The sequence below is a fragment of the Urechidicola vernalis genome (genome assembly GCF_031846385.1).
GTDB lineage: Bacteria > Bacteroidota > Bacteroidia > Flavobacteriales > Flavobacteriaceae > Urechidicola > Urechidicola vernalis.
This window is the reverse complement of the sequence record NZ_JAVRHV010000005.1, coordinates 70,431-85,185: the sequence shown is the minus strand read 5'-3', so window position 1 is coordinate 85,185 and position 14,755 is coordinate 70,431. Positions and strand designations below refer to the sequence as shown.

15 protein-coding genes are annotated in these 14,755 nt (G+C 33.5%); 9 read left to right on the top strand and 6 right to left on the bottom strand.

Going from position 1 to position 14,755, the window contains the following annotated elements; genetic code table 11:
* Window positions 1-54: 54 nt before the first annotated feature.
* Window positions 55-633: a MarC family protein gene (locus RM519_RS10485; protein ID WP_311593760.1), complete on the top strand. Its 579-nt coding sequence runs from the start codon at window positions 55-57 to the stop codon at window positions 631-633.
* Window positions 634-1,245, top strand: coding sequence for an FAD-dependent oxidoreductase (locus RM519_RS10480; protein ID WP_311593759.1), 612 nt, complete (start codon window positions 634-636; stop codon window positions 1,243-1,245). It begins immediately after the preceding gene.
* Here the strand turns inward: RM519_RS10480 and glmS are convergent.
* From glmS to RM519_RS10465, 3 genes are read right to left on the bottom strand one after another with little or no spacing between them, the layout of a single operon-like run.
* Window positions 1,232-3,082, bottom strand: coding sequence for a glutamine--fructose-6-phosphate transaminase (isomerizing) (glmS, locus tag RM519_RS10475; protein WP_311593758.1), 1,851 nt, complete (start codon window positions 3,080-3,082; stop codon window positions 1,232-1,234). The two genes, RM519_RS10480 and glmS, sit on opposite strands and share 14 nt — an antisense overlap.
* Window positions 3,083-3,113: 31 nt before the next feature.
* The gene (locus RM519_RS10470; RefSeq protein WP_311593757.1) at window positions 3,114-4,616 is read right to left on the bottom strand and encodes a DUF4270 domain-containing protein; all 1,503 of its coding nucleotides are present in this window, start codon (window positions 4,614-4,616) and stop codon (window positions 3,114-3,116) included.
* 13 nt (window positions 4,617-4,629) lie between these two features.
* Complete coding sequence (locus RM519_RS10465) at window positions 4,630-5,439, bottom strand: glycogen/starch synthase (RefSeq protein ID WP_311593756.1); 810 nt, start codon at window positions 5,437-5,439, stop codon at window positions 4,630-4,632.
* Between the two features lie 105 nt (window positions 5,440-5,544).
* Here RM519_RS10465 and panC point away from each other — a divergent pair, with 105 nt between their 5' ends.
* From panC to radA, 4 genes are read left to right on the top strand one after another with little or no spacing between them, the layout of a single operon-like run.
* Window positions 5,545-6,384 carry a pantoate--beta-alanine ligase gene (gene panC / locus RM519_RS10460; RefSeq protein ID WP_311593755.1) on the top strand — a complete coding sequence of 280 codons (840 nt, stop codon included), beginning with the start codon at window positions 5,545-5,547 and terminating at the stop codon, window positions 6,382-6,384.
* A gap of 35 nt (window positions 6,385-6,419) precedes the next feature.
* Complete coding sequence (panD, locus tag RM519_RS10455) at window positions 6,420-6,770, top strand: aspartate 1-decarboxylase (RefSeq protein ID WP_311593754.1); 351 nt, start codon at window positions 6,420-6,422, stop codon at window positions 6,768-6,770.
* Window positions 6,771-6,772: 2 nt separating this feature from the next.
* Window positions 6,773-7,729: a lysylphosphatidylglycerol synthase transmembrane domain-containing protein gene (locus RM519_RS10450; RefSeq protein WP_311593753.1), complete on the top strand. Its 957-nt coding sequence runs from the start codon at window positions 6,773-6,775 to the stop codon at window positions 7,727-7,729.
* Window positions 7,730-7,759: 30 nt separating this feature from the next.
* Entirely contained in the window at window positions 7,760-9,118 is a 1,359-nt protein-coding gene (radA, locus tag RM519_RS10445) for a DNA repair protein RadA (RefSeq protein WP_311593752.1), read from the top strand.
* A 49-nt stretch (window positions 9,119-9,167) separates the two neighbouring features.
* Here radA and RM519_RS10440 read toward each other — a convergent pair whose 3' ends face one another.
* Entirely contained in the window at window positions 9,168-9,914 is a 747-nt protein-coding gene (locus RM519_RS10440) for a uroporphyrinogen-III synthase (RefSeq protein WP_311593751.1), read from the bottom strand.
* Between the two features lie 11 nt (window positions 9,915-9,925).
* Window positions 9,926-10,588, bottom strand: coding sequence for a DUF4271 domain-containing protein (locus tag RM519_RS10435; RefSeq protein WP_311593750.1), 663 nt, complete (start codon window positions 10,586-10,588; stop codon window positions 9,926-9,928).
* Window positions 10,589-10,667: 79 nt separating this feature from the next.
* On the opposite strand from RM519_RS10435, the gene RM519_RS10430 reads away from it, so the two are divergent.
* Genes RM519_RS10430 through RM519_RS10420 form a run of 3 tightly spaced genes read left to right on the top strand, consistent with a single transcriptional unit; the run spans window position 10,668 to window position 13,691 of the window.
* Window positions 10,668-11,417, top strand: a complete 750-nt coding sequence (locus tag RM519_RS10430; protein ID WP_311593749.1) for a polyprenol monophosphomannose synthase — start codon at window positions 10,668-10,670, stop codon at window positions 11,415-11,417.
* Window positions 11,398-12,738, top strand: a complete 1,341-nt coding sequence (locus RM519_RS10425; protein ID WP_311593748.1) for a dihydroorotase — start codon at window positions 11,398-11,400, stop codon at window positions 12,736-12,738. The genes RM519_RS10430 and RM519_RS10425 overlap by 20 nt, the downstream gene beginning before the upstream one ends.
* Window positions 12,738-13,691, top strand: a complete 954-nt coding sequence (locus tag RM519_RS10420; protein ID WP_311593747.1) for a DUF4296 domain-containing protein — start codon at window positions 12,738-12,740, stop codon at window positions 13,689-13,691. The genes RM519_RS10425 and RM519_RS10420 overlap by 1 nt, the downstream gene beginning before the upstream one ends.
* On the opposite strand, the gene RM519_RS10415 is transcribed toward RM519_RS10420, so the two are convergent.
* On the bottom strand, window positions 13,692-14,687 hold the full coding sequence (locus RM519_RS10415) for an NAD-dependent epimerase/dehydratase family protein (protein WP_311593746.1): 996 nt from the start codon (window positions 14,685-14,687) through the stop codon (window positions 13,692-13,694).
* Window positions 14,688-14,755 lie beyond the last annotated feature (68 nt).

Sequence of the window (14,755 nt, the reverse complement as noted above, 5' to 3'; positions counted from 1 at the left end):
AAGATCACATTATCCAATTCTCTATTTACTAATTTTGCAATAAAATAACTAGACATGAATTTTAATTTTAAAGAAATATTTACAGCCTTTATGGTATTATTTGCTGTTATTGATATTATTGGTAATATTCCAATTATTATTGATTTACGTAAAAAAGCGGGTCAAATCCAGTCAGAAAAAGCGTCAATAATCGCTGGTATAATAATGATCTTTTTTCTATTTCTTGGTAAAAGCTTATTGTCTCTAATTGGGGTTGATGTAAATTCATTTGCTGTGGCTGGTGCTTTTATCCTTTTCTTTATTGCGCTTGAAATGATTTTAGGAATAACTTTATATAAAGACGATGAAGGTGATGCTATTACTGCTTCTGTATTTCCATTAGCATTTCCTCTAATTGCAGGCCCAGGTAGTTTAACAACACTATTGTCGCTTCGTGCGGAATTTGAAGTTGAAAACATTATTGTTGCTGTAATTTTAAACGTAATTTTAATTTACATTGTTCTAAAAACTTCTTCTAAAATTGAACGATTAATTGGTCCAAATGGAATCAAAATAATTCGAAAAATATTTGGTGTTATTCTACTTGCTATCGCTGTAAAACTATTTGCTGCAAATATTAAAATGTTGTTCTAAATGACCTACGATGTATTGATTATTGGTGGGGGTGCAGCTGGGCTTTCTTGCGCAATAATGCTAGGTTCTGCCATAACACAGCCTTATGCAAAAGATAAATCTATTGGCATTATTACCCATCAAAAGACCTCTTCTTTACAAAATGCTATGTTCAATAATGTATTGGGCTTAAAAGAAAGTATTACCGGTAAAGAAATCATGAAGGCTGGTACAGATCAATTATCTAAGTTATTTCCGCATGTACATCAAATAGAAAATGAAAAAGTTCTAAATATTATCGAGAGTGATGATACTATTGAAGTTATAACGAATAAGAATAGTTACACGGCCAAAACAATTGTAGTTGCCGTTGGACCTAAAAATTTTAGCATTAAAGGCGTGGAAAAATATACGGAGTTACATGCCAAACTTCCACCTGAAAAAAATAGAACCCAACTAAAAAACGATGACCACCAAGTTACCAAAAACATTTACGTTGCTGGTGTACTTGCTGGTCATCGAAGTCAATTTGCAATAGCTACCGGAAGTGGAACTTCTGTGGCTACCGATATTATGTGTTTATGGAATAATGGAAAACCTGTTAAGGTGCATGATTCCATTATTCAACCGTAACTGATTTTGCCAAATTTCTTGGTTGATCTACATTCTTACCTAGCATCACAGCAATATGATATGATAATAATTGTAATGGGATTGTAGTCAATAAAGGCGTAAACAATTCGTCTGTTTCGGGAATTTCAATTACATGGTCCGCAATTTCTTTTACCTGAGTATCTCCTTCAGTAACAATTGCGATAATTTTTCCTTTACGTGATTTTATTTCTTGAATGTTGCTTACCACTTTTTCATAATGTCCCTTGCTTGTTGCAATAACAATTACCGGCATATTTTCGTCAATTAATGCAATTGGTCCATGCTTCATTTCTGCGGCTGGATATCCTTCTGCATGGATATATGAAATTTCTTTAAGCTTTAATGCTCCTTCTAAGGCTACCGGGAAATTATATCCTCTACCCAAGTATAAACAATTAGGAACATCTTTATAAATAGACGCAACATGCTGTACCAATTCATTCATTGAAAGTAAAACTTCTACCTTTCTAGGAATCAATTCCATTTCATTCAAATAGGCATGGTATTGACCATGAGACAAATTACCATTCGCTTTTCCTAATTTCAATGCTATTAAAGAAAGTAATGTAATTTGAGTTGTGAAGGCTTTTGTTGATGCTACTCCAATTTCTGGGCCAGCATGCGTATAAGCACCTGCATGCGTTTCACGAGCTATAGAAGAACCTACTACATTACAAACTCCAAATACAAAAGCTCCTTTTTCTTTAGCTAATTTAATAGCCGCTAAAGTGTCCGCTGTTTCCCCAGATTGAGAAATAGCAATTACCACATCCTTCTCTGTAATAATTGGGTTTCTATATCTAAATTCAGATGCATATTCAACTTCAACAGGAATACGTGCCAAATCTTCAAATAAATATTCTCCAACCAAACCAGCGTGCCAAGAAGTTCCACAGGCCACCACAATAATTCTATTGGCATTCTGAAACTTTTCAATATGATCATCTATACCAGCCATTCTAATGATCCCTTCATTCACCAATAGGCGCCCTCTAAAAGTATCAGTTATAGCATGTGGTTGTTCATAAATCTCTTTTAACATAAAGTGGTCATAACCACCTTTTTCTATTTGTTCTAGATTCATTTTCAGTTCATGAATATCATGATCTACTAATGAATCGTCAGATAACTTTCTAGTTTTAATTTTTTTCCCAACTCTAATTACAGCCATTTCCTCATCCTCTAAATAAATGGCGTTTTTTGTATATTCAATAAATGGTGAAGCGTCAGAAGCAACAAAAAACTCTGAATTATTTTCACCAATACCAATAGCAATAGGACTTCCTAACCTTGCAACTACCAGTTCGTTTGGTTTATTTTTATCAAACACAGCAATAGCATAAGCACCTATCACTTCATTCAAAGCCAATTGAACAGCTTTTCCAAGTTTAACTTTGTTTGTTTTTTGAATTTCTTCAATAAGATTTACCAACACTTCGGTATCGGTATCACTTTTAAAAGTGTACCCTCTATTGATTAACTCCTTTTTAATAGTATCATAATTCTCAATAATTCCATTGTGAATTATAACTAAATCTCCTGAGTTTGACACATGGGGGTGGGCGTTTTCATCATTTGGTTCACCATGGGTCGCCCAACGTGTATGTCCGAATCCAAGAGTTCCAATTTTTGCATCTTCAGCAGCAATGCTTGCTTCTAAATCTGCTACCTTACCTTTTGTTTTAGATATATGAACACCTTCATTATACATAAGTATTCCGGCACTATCATAACCTCTATATTCGAGGCGTTTTAAGCCATTTACAACAATAGGATACGCATCTCTGTATCCGATATATCCAGCGATTCCACACATAGCAATAAGTTTTTTAAGTTAGCAGTCTTTTTTATTTCTTTTCGGAGTAAACAAGCTCCAATTTCAATCTTTTTTCAGCATTTTCCGAATTACTCCCATGAACAATAATTCCCTTTGGAGTCCAACTATAATCCTGAACTTCAAGATCTAATATCTCATTTGGAATATCTGAAGCATTCATTACCTTAATTGCTAATTGCTTCAATTCAGTTGGGTCATCTTCCTTTAGAATTCTCGAAATATAATTCGTTATTTTCATTTTATAACGCCATGGATTCCCATCTTCATCTCGTTCTAAATAACCTCCAAAAATTTCAGAACCCAAAACGACATCCGCTATCTGAGTTTCATCTTCATAATTGTATAAGAACAAACGCTCTGGCAGAATAGATAAATCCGCAGACTCATCTAAATATAAAATCAAGTTTGCCTCATTAATTAACCAATTTTTAGATCTAATTTCATCCAAATCTTCATCCACAAAAAGATCAACCAAAGCAACAGAGCCAGCGGCTCCATTTAAAAACAAACGGGTATCTCCATCTATTGTATTTGGCGCATCTAAGAATGGTTTCGCTTTAGAATCTGTATAATCTCTAATATATGTATTATTATTTACATTGTTAAAATAGAAATTTGCCGTCTGCTTCGTACGTTCCTCCCCAACGGTATTCGTATAATAAATAATCATTTTTGAACGCTGAAATTCTAACGCCATAATAGATGTATCATCTGTTGGGTTTATCTTTGAAGCTTGAAGGTATAATCCATTAAAAAACTCAATAAAAGCCGCTTGACTTTCAAATACCTCAGGGTTGGTTAAAAAATTATCTTCAAAAAACTGAGTGTTTAAAGGTAATTTTATCGATGGAGCCGAATTTGATTCTTTAATTGTATCAGCATCATGCTCCATTGTATCTTCGTCAATTATTATTTCTTTACGCTGAATAATTGATATCGTATCATTCTTATTTGGCTTAAACGCACCACTATACAAAGCAGTTGGTTTAAACAAATACGTTTCATCCGAATAATAATCTAATTCTTCACCAGGATTCTCTGGATCTAAGGTATTCAAATAAGTGTTTAACTCGTAAACACTTAGTGTATACTCTGTAGATTGGTCACCAAAAATAGAGTCCAATTCCCATTTTGGCGAACCGTCTTCATTGTCTTCTGCATCTCTAGTTGCCAAATAAGGAATGTTTAACACAACAGAATCAATTGCTGGGTCTGTTCCAAAATTTATAGTTGATAGAAAAGCAGCTTGCCCAACAATAGAGGCATCTAACGATCCAAAATCATTATTTTTATAAATTCCTAGTAAATATTGACCTAGTCTATTTGCCTTAACCTCTAAATCATTTTGATTATAGGCTTTTACATTAGAAGAAAACTCTTGTGTTTCAAATAACCCATTATCTACAATTCCAACTCCTACATCTTCAAGATCTCCTTCACAAGAAACTATTCCGGAAACAAATAACAACGCTAACGCTACTAACTTAATAGCCTTTACAATACTTTTAGCCATAAACAATATTAATTTATTGTAACACTTCTGTTTGATAAAAATCGTAGTAAGCATCCTCAAAGTGATCTACCGGTTGAAAATCTAATACCGGTTTCTCTAAAGATTTTGCAAACTCCACCAATTCAGGATCTACATCTTCACTTCCAGTGATGACTGCGTCCGAACTTTCGATGGCTATTTTTAGAAGATTAGAAAAGTTTGGAGTATCAATTTCATTTAACTTTTGATCGTCAATATTATCGAACTGAACTTTCTGCTTCAATTCTTCATTTAACGAACCGTCAAATTTATTATTATAAATAGATGTAACTACTTTACTGTTTTCAAAAAGCGCATCATCTTTGTAATATTCTTTCAAATATAGTGGTAACAAAGAAGCCATCCAACCATGCACATGAATAATATCCGGTGCCCAATTTAGTTTCTTTACCGTTTCCACAACTCCTTTTGCAAAAAAGATCATTCGTTCATCATTATCGTCGAATAATTCTCCTTTATCATCTGTAAATATAGCTTTACGTTTAAAATACTCATCGTTGTCAATAAAGTATACTTGCATTCTCTCTTTTGGAATTGACGCAACTTTTATAATTAACGGCATGTCTATATCGTTAATAATTAAGTTCATCCCTGACAAACGAATTACCTCATGTAACTGATGTCTTCGCTCATTAATAACACCAAACCTTGGCATAAAAATTCTAGTTTGACCGCCTTTGCCATGCACCATTCTCGCTGACTCAAAAGACATTCTCGACATTTCGGTTTCCGGTAAATATGGAACCACTTCCGAAGACACGTACAAAACTTTCTTATCCTTCATTCTATTAGTATGAATTAATTTTGTGCAAAAATACGAAATTTAATACAGAATTTACGCCCAAAAGAGTAAGTTTGCACCCCCTTTAACAGTAATTAACAGATTACTATGTTGGTTTTTGAAACAATAAAAAAATTACAACAACATTTATCATCGGCTTCCACCGAACGAAATATTGGTTTTGTTCCTACCATGGGCGCACTTCATGATGGGCACTTGTCACTTATTGAAAAAGCCAAAACCGAAAACGATTTGGTTGTGGTGAGTATTTTTGTGAATCCTACACAATTTAACAATGCTGATGATTTAATCAATTATCCGAAAACAATAGACGCAGATTTACAACATTTAGAAAACATAGACTGCGATGTTGTTTTTACACCTTCTCCAAAAGAGATGTATGGTGATAATTCTGTAGCTGAAAAATTTGATTTCAACGGACTAGAAAACCAAATGGAAGGGGCTTTTAGAACAGGTCATTTTGATGGGGTTGGAACTATTGTAAAAAGACTATTCGAAGTTGTAAAACCAACTAACGCATATTTCGGAGAAAAGGATTTTCAACAATTACAAATTATTCGAAAACTTGTAGAAAAGTTTAACATTCCTGTACATATTCATGGTTGCGATATTTTTAGAGAAGATGATGGATTGGCTATGAGTTCTAGAAATGTGCGACTTACAGGATTGGAACGAAAAGAAACGCCTTTAATTTATAGCGTTTTAAAAACTGTAAAAGCGAAATTCAACACTACTCAAATATCAGAAATTAATGATTGGGTTGTCAAGGAATTTGATAAAAGTTCTGTTCTTAATTTAGAGTATTTTCAAATTGCGAATGAATCCAATTTAATTGAAACTATTCATCGTAATTCGGGCGAAAAATACCGCGCATTTATTGCAATAAATGTAGGGGAAGTTCGACTGATTGATAATATCGCGTTATAAAATTTATATTCAATAAAAATAATTAATTTTGCCGCATGCAAGTAACGGTCGTAAAGTCTAAAATACACAGGGTTAAAGTAACCGGAGCCGATTTAAATTACATTGGTAGTATTACCATTGATCAGGATTTAATGGAGGCTTCAAATATTATTGAAGGAGAAAAGGTTCAGATTGTAAATAACAACAATGGTGAGCGTTTAGAAACGTACGTAATTCCTGGTGAAAGAAAGAGTGGAGAAATAACCTTAAACGGGGCAGCAGCAAGAAGAGTTGCTGTTGGTGATATTCTTATCATTATCGCTTATGGGATTATGAATATTGAAGAAGCTAAAGAATTTAAGCCTTCCTTAGTTTTCCCAAATGAGGAAAACAATTTATTGCAATAATTTTGAATAAAGGAATTAAAAAAATTCTTTTCACAGTACTTCCAATTGCCTTGGGAGTGTTTTTGATTTGGTATTTTCTATCAAAACTTACCGATGCAGATAAAGAGGCTATTTTGAACTCTTTTAAATCGGCTAATTATTGGTGGGTATTTCTTTCTTTATTCCTTGGGATTTTAAGTCATCTTTCACGAGCCTATAGGTGGAGGTTTATGATTGAGCCATTAGGATACAAACCTAAATACTCCAATTTAGTTTTTACTGTTTTAATCGCCTATTTGGTTAATTTAACAATACCTAGGGCAGGTGAGTTTGCAAGAGCTTCTGCAATTAAAAAATATGAAGGCATTCCTTTTGACAATGCATTGGGAACAATTGTTTCCGAAAGAATTGCCGATGTATTAATGCTTTTAACCATTGTTGGAATAGCTTTTTTTGTACAAGCTGATTTTTTATTTAACAGTGGCCTTATCAATCCTAAACAGTCAATAATTTCTTTAACTATAGCAGGTGTAATAGGTCTAATTGCTATTGCTTTAATAAGAAAGTCGTCTCATCCATTCGCTATTAAAATTAAAACTTTCCTGTTGGGGTTATTAGATGGTATTAAGTCGATCTTAAAAATGAAAAATAAATGGGCTTTTATTTTTCACACTATCTTTATTTGGCTCATGTATGTACTTATGTTTTATGTAGTAACATTTGCCTTGCCAGAAACTTCTAACCTACCATTCGGAGCGATTATTGTTGGTTTTGTCGTTGGAGGGTTAAGTATGGCAATAACAAACGGAGGCTTAGGAGTATATCCTATTTTTGTTGCAAGCGCATTTATCCTATATGGCGTTGAGGAAAATCCGGCTAAAGCATTTGGTTGGATTATGTGGACAGCACAAACCCTGATGGTCCTAGTATTTGGAGGGCTTTCTTTTTTATTACTTCCTTTGATAAACAAAGAGAAATAATTTCTTTTCTTTGTACATCAATCAAATTTAATGGCTAAAACAAAAACGACCTTTTTTTGTCAAAACTGCGGTTCTCAATATGCAAAATGGCTGGGGCAATGCTCATCTTGTAACGAGTGGAATACCATTGTAGAAGAAGTTATTCAAAAAGAAGAAAAACGAAGTTGGAAACAAAATAACGCCCCAAAAAAGGCAGCGAAAGCGCTTAAAATTGATAACATTGTTCTAAATGAAGAGGACAGAATCCATACTCAAAACAACGAATTGAATCGAGTTCTTGGAGGCGGCATCGTTCGTGGATCATTAATTCTACTTGGCGGTGAGCCAGGTATAGGAAAATCCACACTTTCCTTACAAGTTGCTTTAGCAATTGAAAAAAATGTACTTTATGTTTCCGGCGAAGAAAGCCAGAGTCAAATAAAAATGAGGGCTGAAAGACTTAAAAATAACAACTCAAATTGTCATATTTTAACTGAAACAAAGACTCAGAATATTTTTAAAAACCTAGAAGAAGTTCAACCTGATTTAGTCGTTATAGACTCCATTCAAACACTGCATACAGATTCTATTGAGGCTTCTCCAGGAAGTATTTCTCAAATTAGAGAAACGACTGCAGAATTGATAAAATTTGCAAAGGAAACCTCAACCCCCATTTTATTAATTGGCCATATAAACAAAGAGGGGCATATTGCTGGGCCAAAAATTTTGGAACATATGGTCGATGTTGTGCTTCAGTTTGAAGGCGACCGAAATCATACCTATAGAATTTTAAGAGCTCAAAAGAACCGTTTTGGCTCTACAGCAGAATTAGGAATTTATGAAATGCAAAGCACTGGATTACGAGAAGTAGACAATCCTTCAGAAATATTAATTTCTCAAAAAGATGAATCTCTTAGTGGTACCGCAATTTCCGCTACTTTAGAAGGAATGCGACCATTAATGATTGAAGTGCAAGCGCTAGTTAGCACAGCGGTTTATGGCACACCTCAACGTTCGGCTACTGGTTATGATCTTAAACGTTTAAATATGTTACTGGCCGTTTTAGAGAAACGTGCTGGCTTTAGATTGGGCGCCAAGGATGTGTTCTTAAATATAACGGGAGGTATAAAAGTAGACGACCCTGCAATTGATTTAGCCGTTGTTTCTGCAATCCTATCATCAAACGAAGATGACGCCATTCCACAAATATTTTGCTTTGCAGCAGAAATTGGATTGGCTGGGGAAATAAGGCCGATTAACAGAGTAGAACAACGAATATTAGAAGCAGAAAAATTAGGGTTTGAAAAAATATTTATCTCTAAGTATAACAAATTAAGCAAGCCATTTAACGGAATAGAAATAGTCTTAATTTCTAGAATTGAAGAGTTGTACGATAACTTATTCGCATAAAAAAAGGCCGACTAAATAGACGACCTTTATTGAAACAATTGAATTGTTCTTATTTTTTATTTACATCAACAATATACTTTTCTAAAGCCATTGTCATTGATGGTGTTTCTGGAGTTGGAACTTTTATATTACAATCTAAACCTGCTTTTTCAGCGGCTCTTACTGTTGAGTTTCCAAATACAGCAATACGTGTTTTGTTTTGTTTAAATTCAGGGAAATTCTTGAATAAAGAATCAATTCCTGATGGGCTAAAGAAAACCAAAACATCATAGAATACGTTCTCTAAATCAGATAAATCACTTACCACAGTTTTATAAAACACTGCTTTTGACCACTCAATATTTAAGGCGTCTAATTCAGAAGGAATTAATGGCTTTAACTTATCAGAGCATGGTAGTAAGAATTTCTCTTCTTTATGCTTCTTAATCAACTTCACCAATTCAGGGAACGTCTTTTTACCCACATAAATTTTACGTTTTCTATAAACCACATACTTTTGAAGATAATATGCAATTGCTTCAGACTCGCAAAAATACTTTAAAGTATCCGGCACTTTATAACGCATATCTTCAGCAATTCTAAAGAAATGGTCTACGGCATTCCTACTAGTAAAAATAATCGCCGTAAATTGACCTAAGTCTATCTTTTGCTGTCTTACTTCTTTGGCAGAGGCTCCTTCCACGTGAATAAAGGATCTAAAATCAATTTTTACCTTTTGCTTGTCAGCCAACTCGAAGTATGGGGAGTTTTCTGATTTAGGGGCTGGTTGGGAAACCAGAATTGTTTTCACTTTCATAAAATATCGTATTAATTGATTATTTTGAAAATTAACAACAAGGGTGCTATTTCAAGGGCACAAAGATACAATATAAAATAAAACAAACCGCCTAATACCACACTTTTATTAAATTTCAGTGTAAATACATATCTCATAATCAATAATATGCTTAAAACAACTATCAATAATCGAAATGCTAATAATCCATAACTATTTACATAATATGCAAAAATCAAAAAGGGAAGAATAAGAATGGAAACAGAAAATAAATAGGATATTTTAACAAATGCCAATTTTTCCTGCGCTTTTTTTAGCTGAAACACTTGCCCTAAAAACATGCCTATTAAATGCCTAATTAAAAAATAACAAATTAATACTCCTATTATTTTTAAAAATAAAAATGGAATTGAAGCTATTCTATTATCAACATCTATATAATGAGCTGTTAAATAAATTAATAAGGACAGTGCTAAAATTTGAACCGAAAATAATAGGATGTAGAACAAATTGTAGAAATCTCCTTGCTCATTGCGGTAATTTATTAAATAGCGCTTATTAAACAGCACAAATGTCAATTCTAGCAGTCGTTCTTTGTATATGTATTTTGCAACTACCAATAGCAGAAATATTAGCAAAAAAGCTGCAGTAATCCAATCGCCTTTTATAGGTAGTAGAAGAGAAATTTGATTCATTAAGTAAGTAGCGTTTACCGTAAAAGTTAACACAAATTTAGTAATAAAAAACAGTATCTTTGTGCTTCAATAAAAATATATGTCCGACGTTTTAGTCATTATTCCTACTTACAACGAACGAGAAAATATTGAACTTATTATTCGTGCTGTTTTTTCTCAAAAAAAGGCGTTTGATATTTTAATTGTAGACGATAATTCTCCTGATAAGACTGCCGAGATTGTTGCTGATTTAATAGGCGAGTTTCCAGAACGATTATTTTTAGAAGTTCGAAATGAAAAAACCGGTCTTGGTACTGCCTATATTCATGGATTTAAATGGGCATTAAAAAAAGGCTATGAGTACATTATTGAAATGGATGCTGATTTTTCTCACAATCCAAATGATTTGATACGATTGTACGCTGAATGTGCAACCAACAATGCTGATGTTGCTGTGGGTTCTCGCTATTTAAAAGGTCAGATTAACGTTGTAAATTGGGATATTAAACGCATTTTGTTGTCCTATTTTGCTTCGCAATATGTGCGAATTGTAACTAGTATTCCTGTAAAAGATACAACAGCCGGTTTTGTTTGTTATAGGAAAGAGGTTTTGGAAACAATAGACTTAGATAGCATCCAATTTGTGGGTTATGCGTTTCAAATTGAATTAAAATTTAAAGCTTGGAAGCGCGGATTCAATATAAAAGAAGTCTCCATTATTTTTACTGACAGAATTAGAGGGAAATCAAAAATGAATGGCTCCATTATTTCGGAGGCAATTTTTGGAGTGTTAAAAATGAGGTTAAACGGACTACCAAATACAAAAGAAAATGCAAAAAGTACTGATTAAAAATGCGCTGTTAATTAATGAAGGGAAATCCTTTAAACGCGATTTATTGATTGAAGGAGAATATATTTCACAGATAGGTTCTTCAATTAATATTGACGAATCTGAAGTTAATGTAATAGATGCAAATGGGTCTTATTTGCTACCTGGCGCTATAGATGATCAAGTTCATTTTAGAGAGCCTGGATTAACACACAAGGCAAATATAGGTACGGAGAGTAGAGCAGCTGTTGCAGGTGGAATCACTTCCTTCATTGAAATGCCTAATACAGTGCCACAAGCAACCACTCAAGAATTGTTAGAGGATAAGTTTAAAACAGCATCCGAGTCTTCTTATGCTAATTATTCTTTTATGTTTGGTGGTACAAATGACAATTTGGAAGAGTTGTTAAAAACCAACCCAAGAGATGTTGCCGGAATCAAATTATTCTTAGGTTCTTCAACGGGAAATATGTTAGTAGACAACGAAGAAGTTTTAGAGAAGATTTTCTCATCTACAGATCTGATTATTTCTGTACACTGCGAAGATGAAGGGACAATTAAAAAGAATTTCAAAGAGCAATTTGATAAATACGGTGATGACATTCCCATTAAATTGCATCCAAAAATACGAAGTGAAGAAGCTTGTTATCTGTCATCATCAAAAGCCATTGCTCTAGCTAAAAAAACCGGAGCAAGGCTACATATTTTCCACCTGTCAACGGCAAAAGAAACAGAATTGTTCCGAAATGATATTCCGCTAGAAGAGAAAAAAATTACCGCAGAAGTATGTGTACATCATTTATGGTTCGAAGAAAATGATTACGATACAAAAGGAACTTTTATAAAATGGAATCCCGCTGTTAAAACAGCGAACGACAGGGCTGGACTGTGGAAGGCTTTGTTAGACGATAGAATTGACGTAATTGCAACCGATCATGCACCTCATACTATTGAAGAGAAAGAAAATTCATATACCAAAGCACCTAGCGGCGGACCATTAGTTCAACATGCCATGGTTGCCCTATTAAACAAAGTGAGTGAAGGGGTTATTTCTATCGAAAAATTGGTGCAAAAAATGTGTCATAACCCAGCGATTCTTTTTCAGGTAGAAAAACGAGGCTATTTAAGAGAAGGTTATTATGCTGATTTAGTTCTAGTAAATCCAAATGACCCTTGGACGGTAGAAAAATCGAACGTGTTGTATAAATGTGGATGGTCACCTTTTGAAGGAACTACCTTTAATTCGAAAATTACACATACTTTTGTCAATGGTAATTTAATTTATAACAAAGGTCAATTTAACGACACCATTAAAGGAAAACGCCTTTTATTTAATAGATAATGAAACAGTTTAGTCTATACATTCTTTTAATCCTTTTTATTGTTTCTTGTACTAGTAATACCATTTACAAAAGACCCGATGATCTCATAAAAAAGGATGAAATGATTGCCTTGATTCTAGATATTCAATTGGCAAATGGTGCTAGAAATATTAAAAATTCGGATGGACAGCGATTGGTAGAATACATGCCTCTGGTTTATGAAAAATACGGCATTGATAGTGCCCGATTTGCACGCAGTAATTACTATTACTCAACCCGGATCGATGATTATACTAAAATGCTAAGGGCTGTTAAAGAGCGCCTCGGAAAAATGGAAAAGGACTATGATCGAAAAGTTTTTGTTCAGGATTCTATTGATGGCAAATACAATAATTCAGAAGAGAAAAGAAAAAGAGTTGCTCAACTTGATGAAAATAGAATAAATTTAATATCATTTAGCGAAGATTTTAACAACTCCATTTGGTTAAAAGGTAATTCAGGAGATAGCTCTTCTCCAATCATTATTTCAAATTTTGCATCCGCGCCTAATGGACAAGATTCTGCTGATAAAATCATTTTTGAAATAAAGCCAAATAAAAACCAACGGAATAGAAGTTGGATAAGACAAAAAGTGGGGAAAACGAATAACCCTAAAATATTATCTTGTTGGATGAAATCAGCTGATAATAAAGAATATATTATTGGTTGGCATACAGGTAGTGTCCGGGGAGTTGTCAATGTAACTGATAAATGGACTAGATACGTCTTTGAGGACAAATTGGAAAATTCTATTTTTGCTGGGTTAGAAATAACTAATAAGACCTCTGCAAAAGTTTCAATTTTATTATGGGGGTTTCAAGTTGAAGAATCAAAATCTGTTTCTGATTATAGAAAAACAGAAGAATTTGAAATTGGTAATATTCAAAACCCAAAATTAGTACCTCCTCCACAAACTGAAGGTATTCAGAAATAACTAGAAATTATCACAAATCCTTTTAACGGACTCTTCCACTGATTTGAAATTATAATCTAATGCTTTTAAAATTTTGGCGTTGGAAAACTCACTTTTCTTATGAATTGATTTTGCAGAATTTTTCGTTAACATCGGTTCTCTACCTGTTAAAAAAGACATAACTAAAGCCAATCTCCAACCTATTTCTGTCATAAAAACTGAAACTAATTTAGATGGTGGTTTTAAATTAAAACCATTTGCAATCTGTGTAAAAACTTCTTTAAAACTTCTATTTTCCGCTATTAAAATATACCGTTCATTTACAATACTACTATTTAAAAGTTGAATCATTATATCTATAACATCTTGCACATCAACATAACCAGTTGTGCCGTTTGTATAATGTTTTAATCCTTTCTTCACTTTAGAAAACAACTTACCAGATCCTTGATTATAAAATCCCTCGCCCAATATTATCCCCGGATTCACAATTACCGCATCCAATCCTTCCTGTGTTCCGCGCCAAACTTCCATTTCTGCACCATGTTTTGTAATAGCGTATCCGTAATTACTGGTTTCTACATTCCATTCGGTAGATTCATCTATTAATCCGTTGATTGTAGGTTTACCTACAGCCGCAATAGAACTTACATAACATAATTTTTTAATACCTTGTACAATAGAAAAATTCACAATATTTGCTGTTCCCTCAATATTTATATTGCGCATGGAGCGATACTTTTTTGGGTGAAAAGAAATCATCGCAGCACAATGGTATACAAATTCTACATCTTTAAAAACCGGTTCTAAAGAAGTCGTATCCGTAATATCGGCAACTACCCATTCAATTTTATCAAAGTAACTATCAACCTTTTTAAAATAGTAGAAAAACACCTTTTTAACAGCGTCCAAATTGCTGCTGCTCCTGTGTATGGCTCTAATTGGTAGCTTCTCTTGGGTTAATTTCACCAATAAGTGGGCTCCAACCAATCCCGTTCCTCCTGTAACTAATATCATAGAACGAAAGTAAAGAAAACTAAATTATTCATTCTTAATTATTCATTGATTTTTATCTTTGCCAAAAA

Excerpts from the sequence above, each read along its gene's own strand:
- RM519_RS10485 (WP_311593760.1), top strand. The coding sequence starts at position 55 with ATGAATTTTAATTTTAAAGAAATATTTACAGCCTTTATGGTATTATTT.
- RM519_RS10480 (WP_311593759.1), top strand. The coding sequence starts at position 634 with ATGACCTACGATGTATTGATTATTGGTGGGGGTGCAGCTGGGCTTTCT.
- glmS (WP_311593758.1), bottom strand. The coding sequence starts at position 3,082 with ATGTGTGGAATCGCTGGATATATCGGATACAGAGATGCGTATCCTATT.
- RM519_RS10470 (WP_311593757.1), bottom strand. The coding sequence starts at position 4,616 with ATGGCTAAAAGTATTGTAAAGGCTATTAAGTTAGTAGCGTTAGCGTTG.
- RM519_RS10465 (WP_311593756.1), bottom strand. The coding sequence starts at position 5,439 with ATGAAGGATAAGAAAGTTTTGTACGTGTCTTCGGAAGTGGTTCCATAT.
- panC (WP_311593755.1), top strand. The coding sequence starts at position 5,545 with ATGTTGGTTTTTGAAACAATAAAAAAATTACAACAACATTTATCATCG.
- panD (WP_311593754.1), top strand. The coding sequence starts at position 6,420 with ATGCAAGTAACGGTCGTAAAGTCTAAAATACACAGGGTTAAAGTAACC.
- radA (WP_311593752.1), top strand. The coding sequence starts at position 7,760 with ATGGCTAAAACAAAAACGACCTTTTTTTGTCAAAACTGCGGTTCTCAA.
- RM519_RS10440 (WP_311593751.1), bottom strand. The coding sequence starts at position 9,914 with ATGAAAGTGAAAACAATTCTGGTTTCCCAACCAGCCCCTAAATCAGAA.
- RM519_RS10435 (WP_311593750.1), bottom strand. The coding sequence starts at position 10,588 with ATGAATCAAATTTCTCTTCTACTACCTATAAAAGGCGATTGGATTACT.
- RM519_RS10430 (WP_311593749.1), top strand. The coding sequence starts at position 10,668 with ATGTCCGACGTTTTAGTCATTATTCCTACTTACAACGAACGAGAAAAT.
- RM519_RS10425 (WP_311593748.1), top strand. The coding sequence starts at position 11,398 with ATGCAAAAAGTACTGATTAAAAATGCGCTGTTAATTAATGAAGGGAAA.
- RM519_RS10420 (WP_311593747.1), top strand. The coding sequence starts at position 12,738 with ATGAAACAGTTTAGTCTATACATTCTTTTAATCCTTTTTATTGTTTCT.
- RM519_RS10415 (WP_311593746.1), bottom strand. The coding sequence starts at position 14,687 with ATGATATTAGTTACAGGAGGAACGGGATTGGTTGGAGCCCACTTATTG.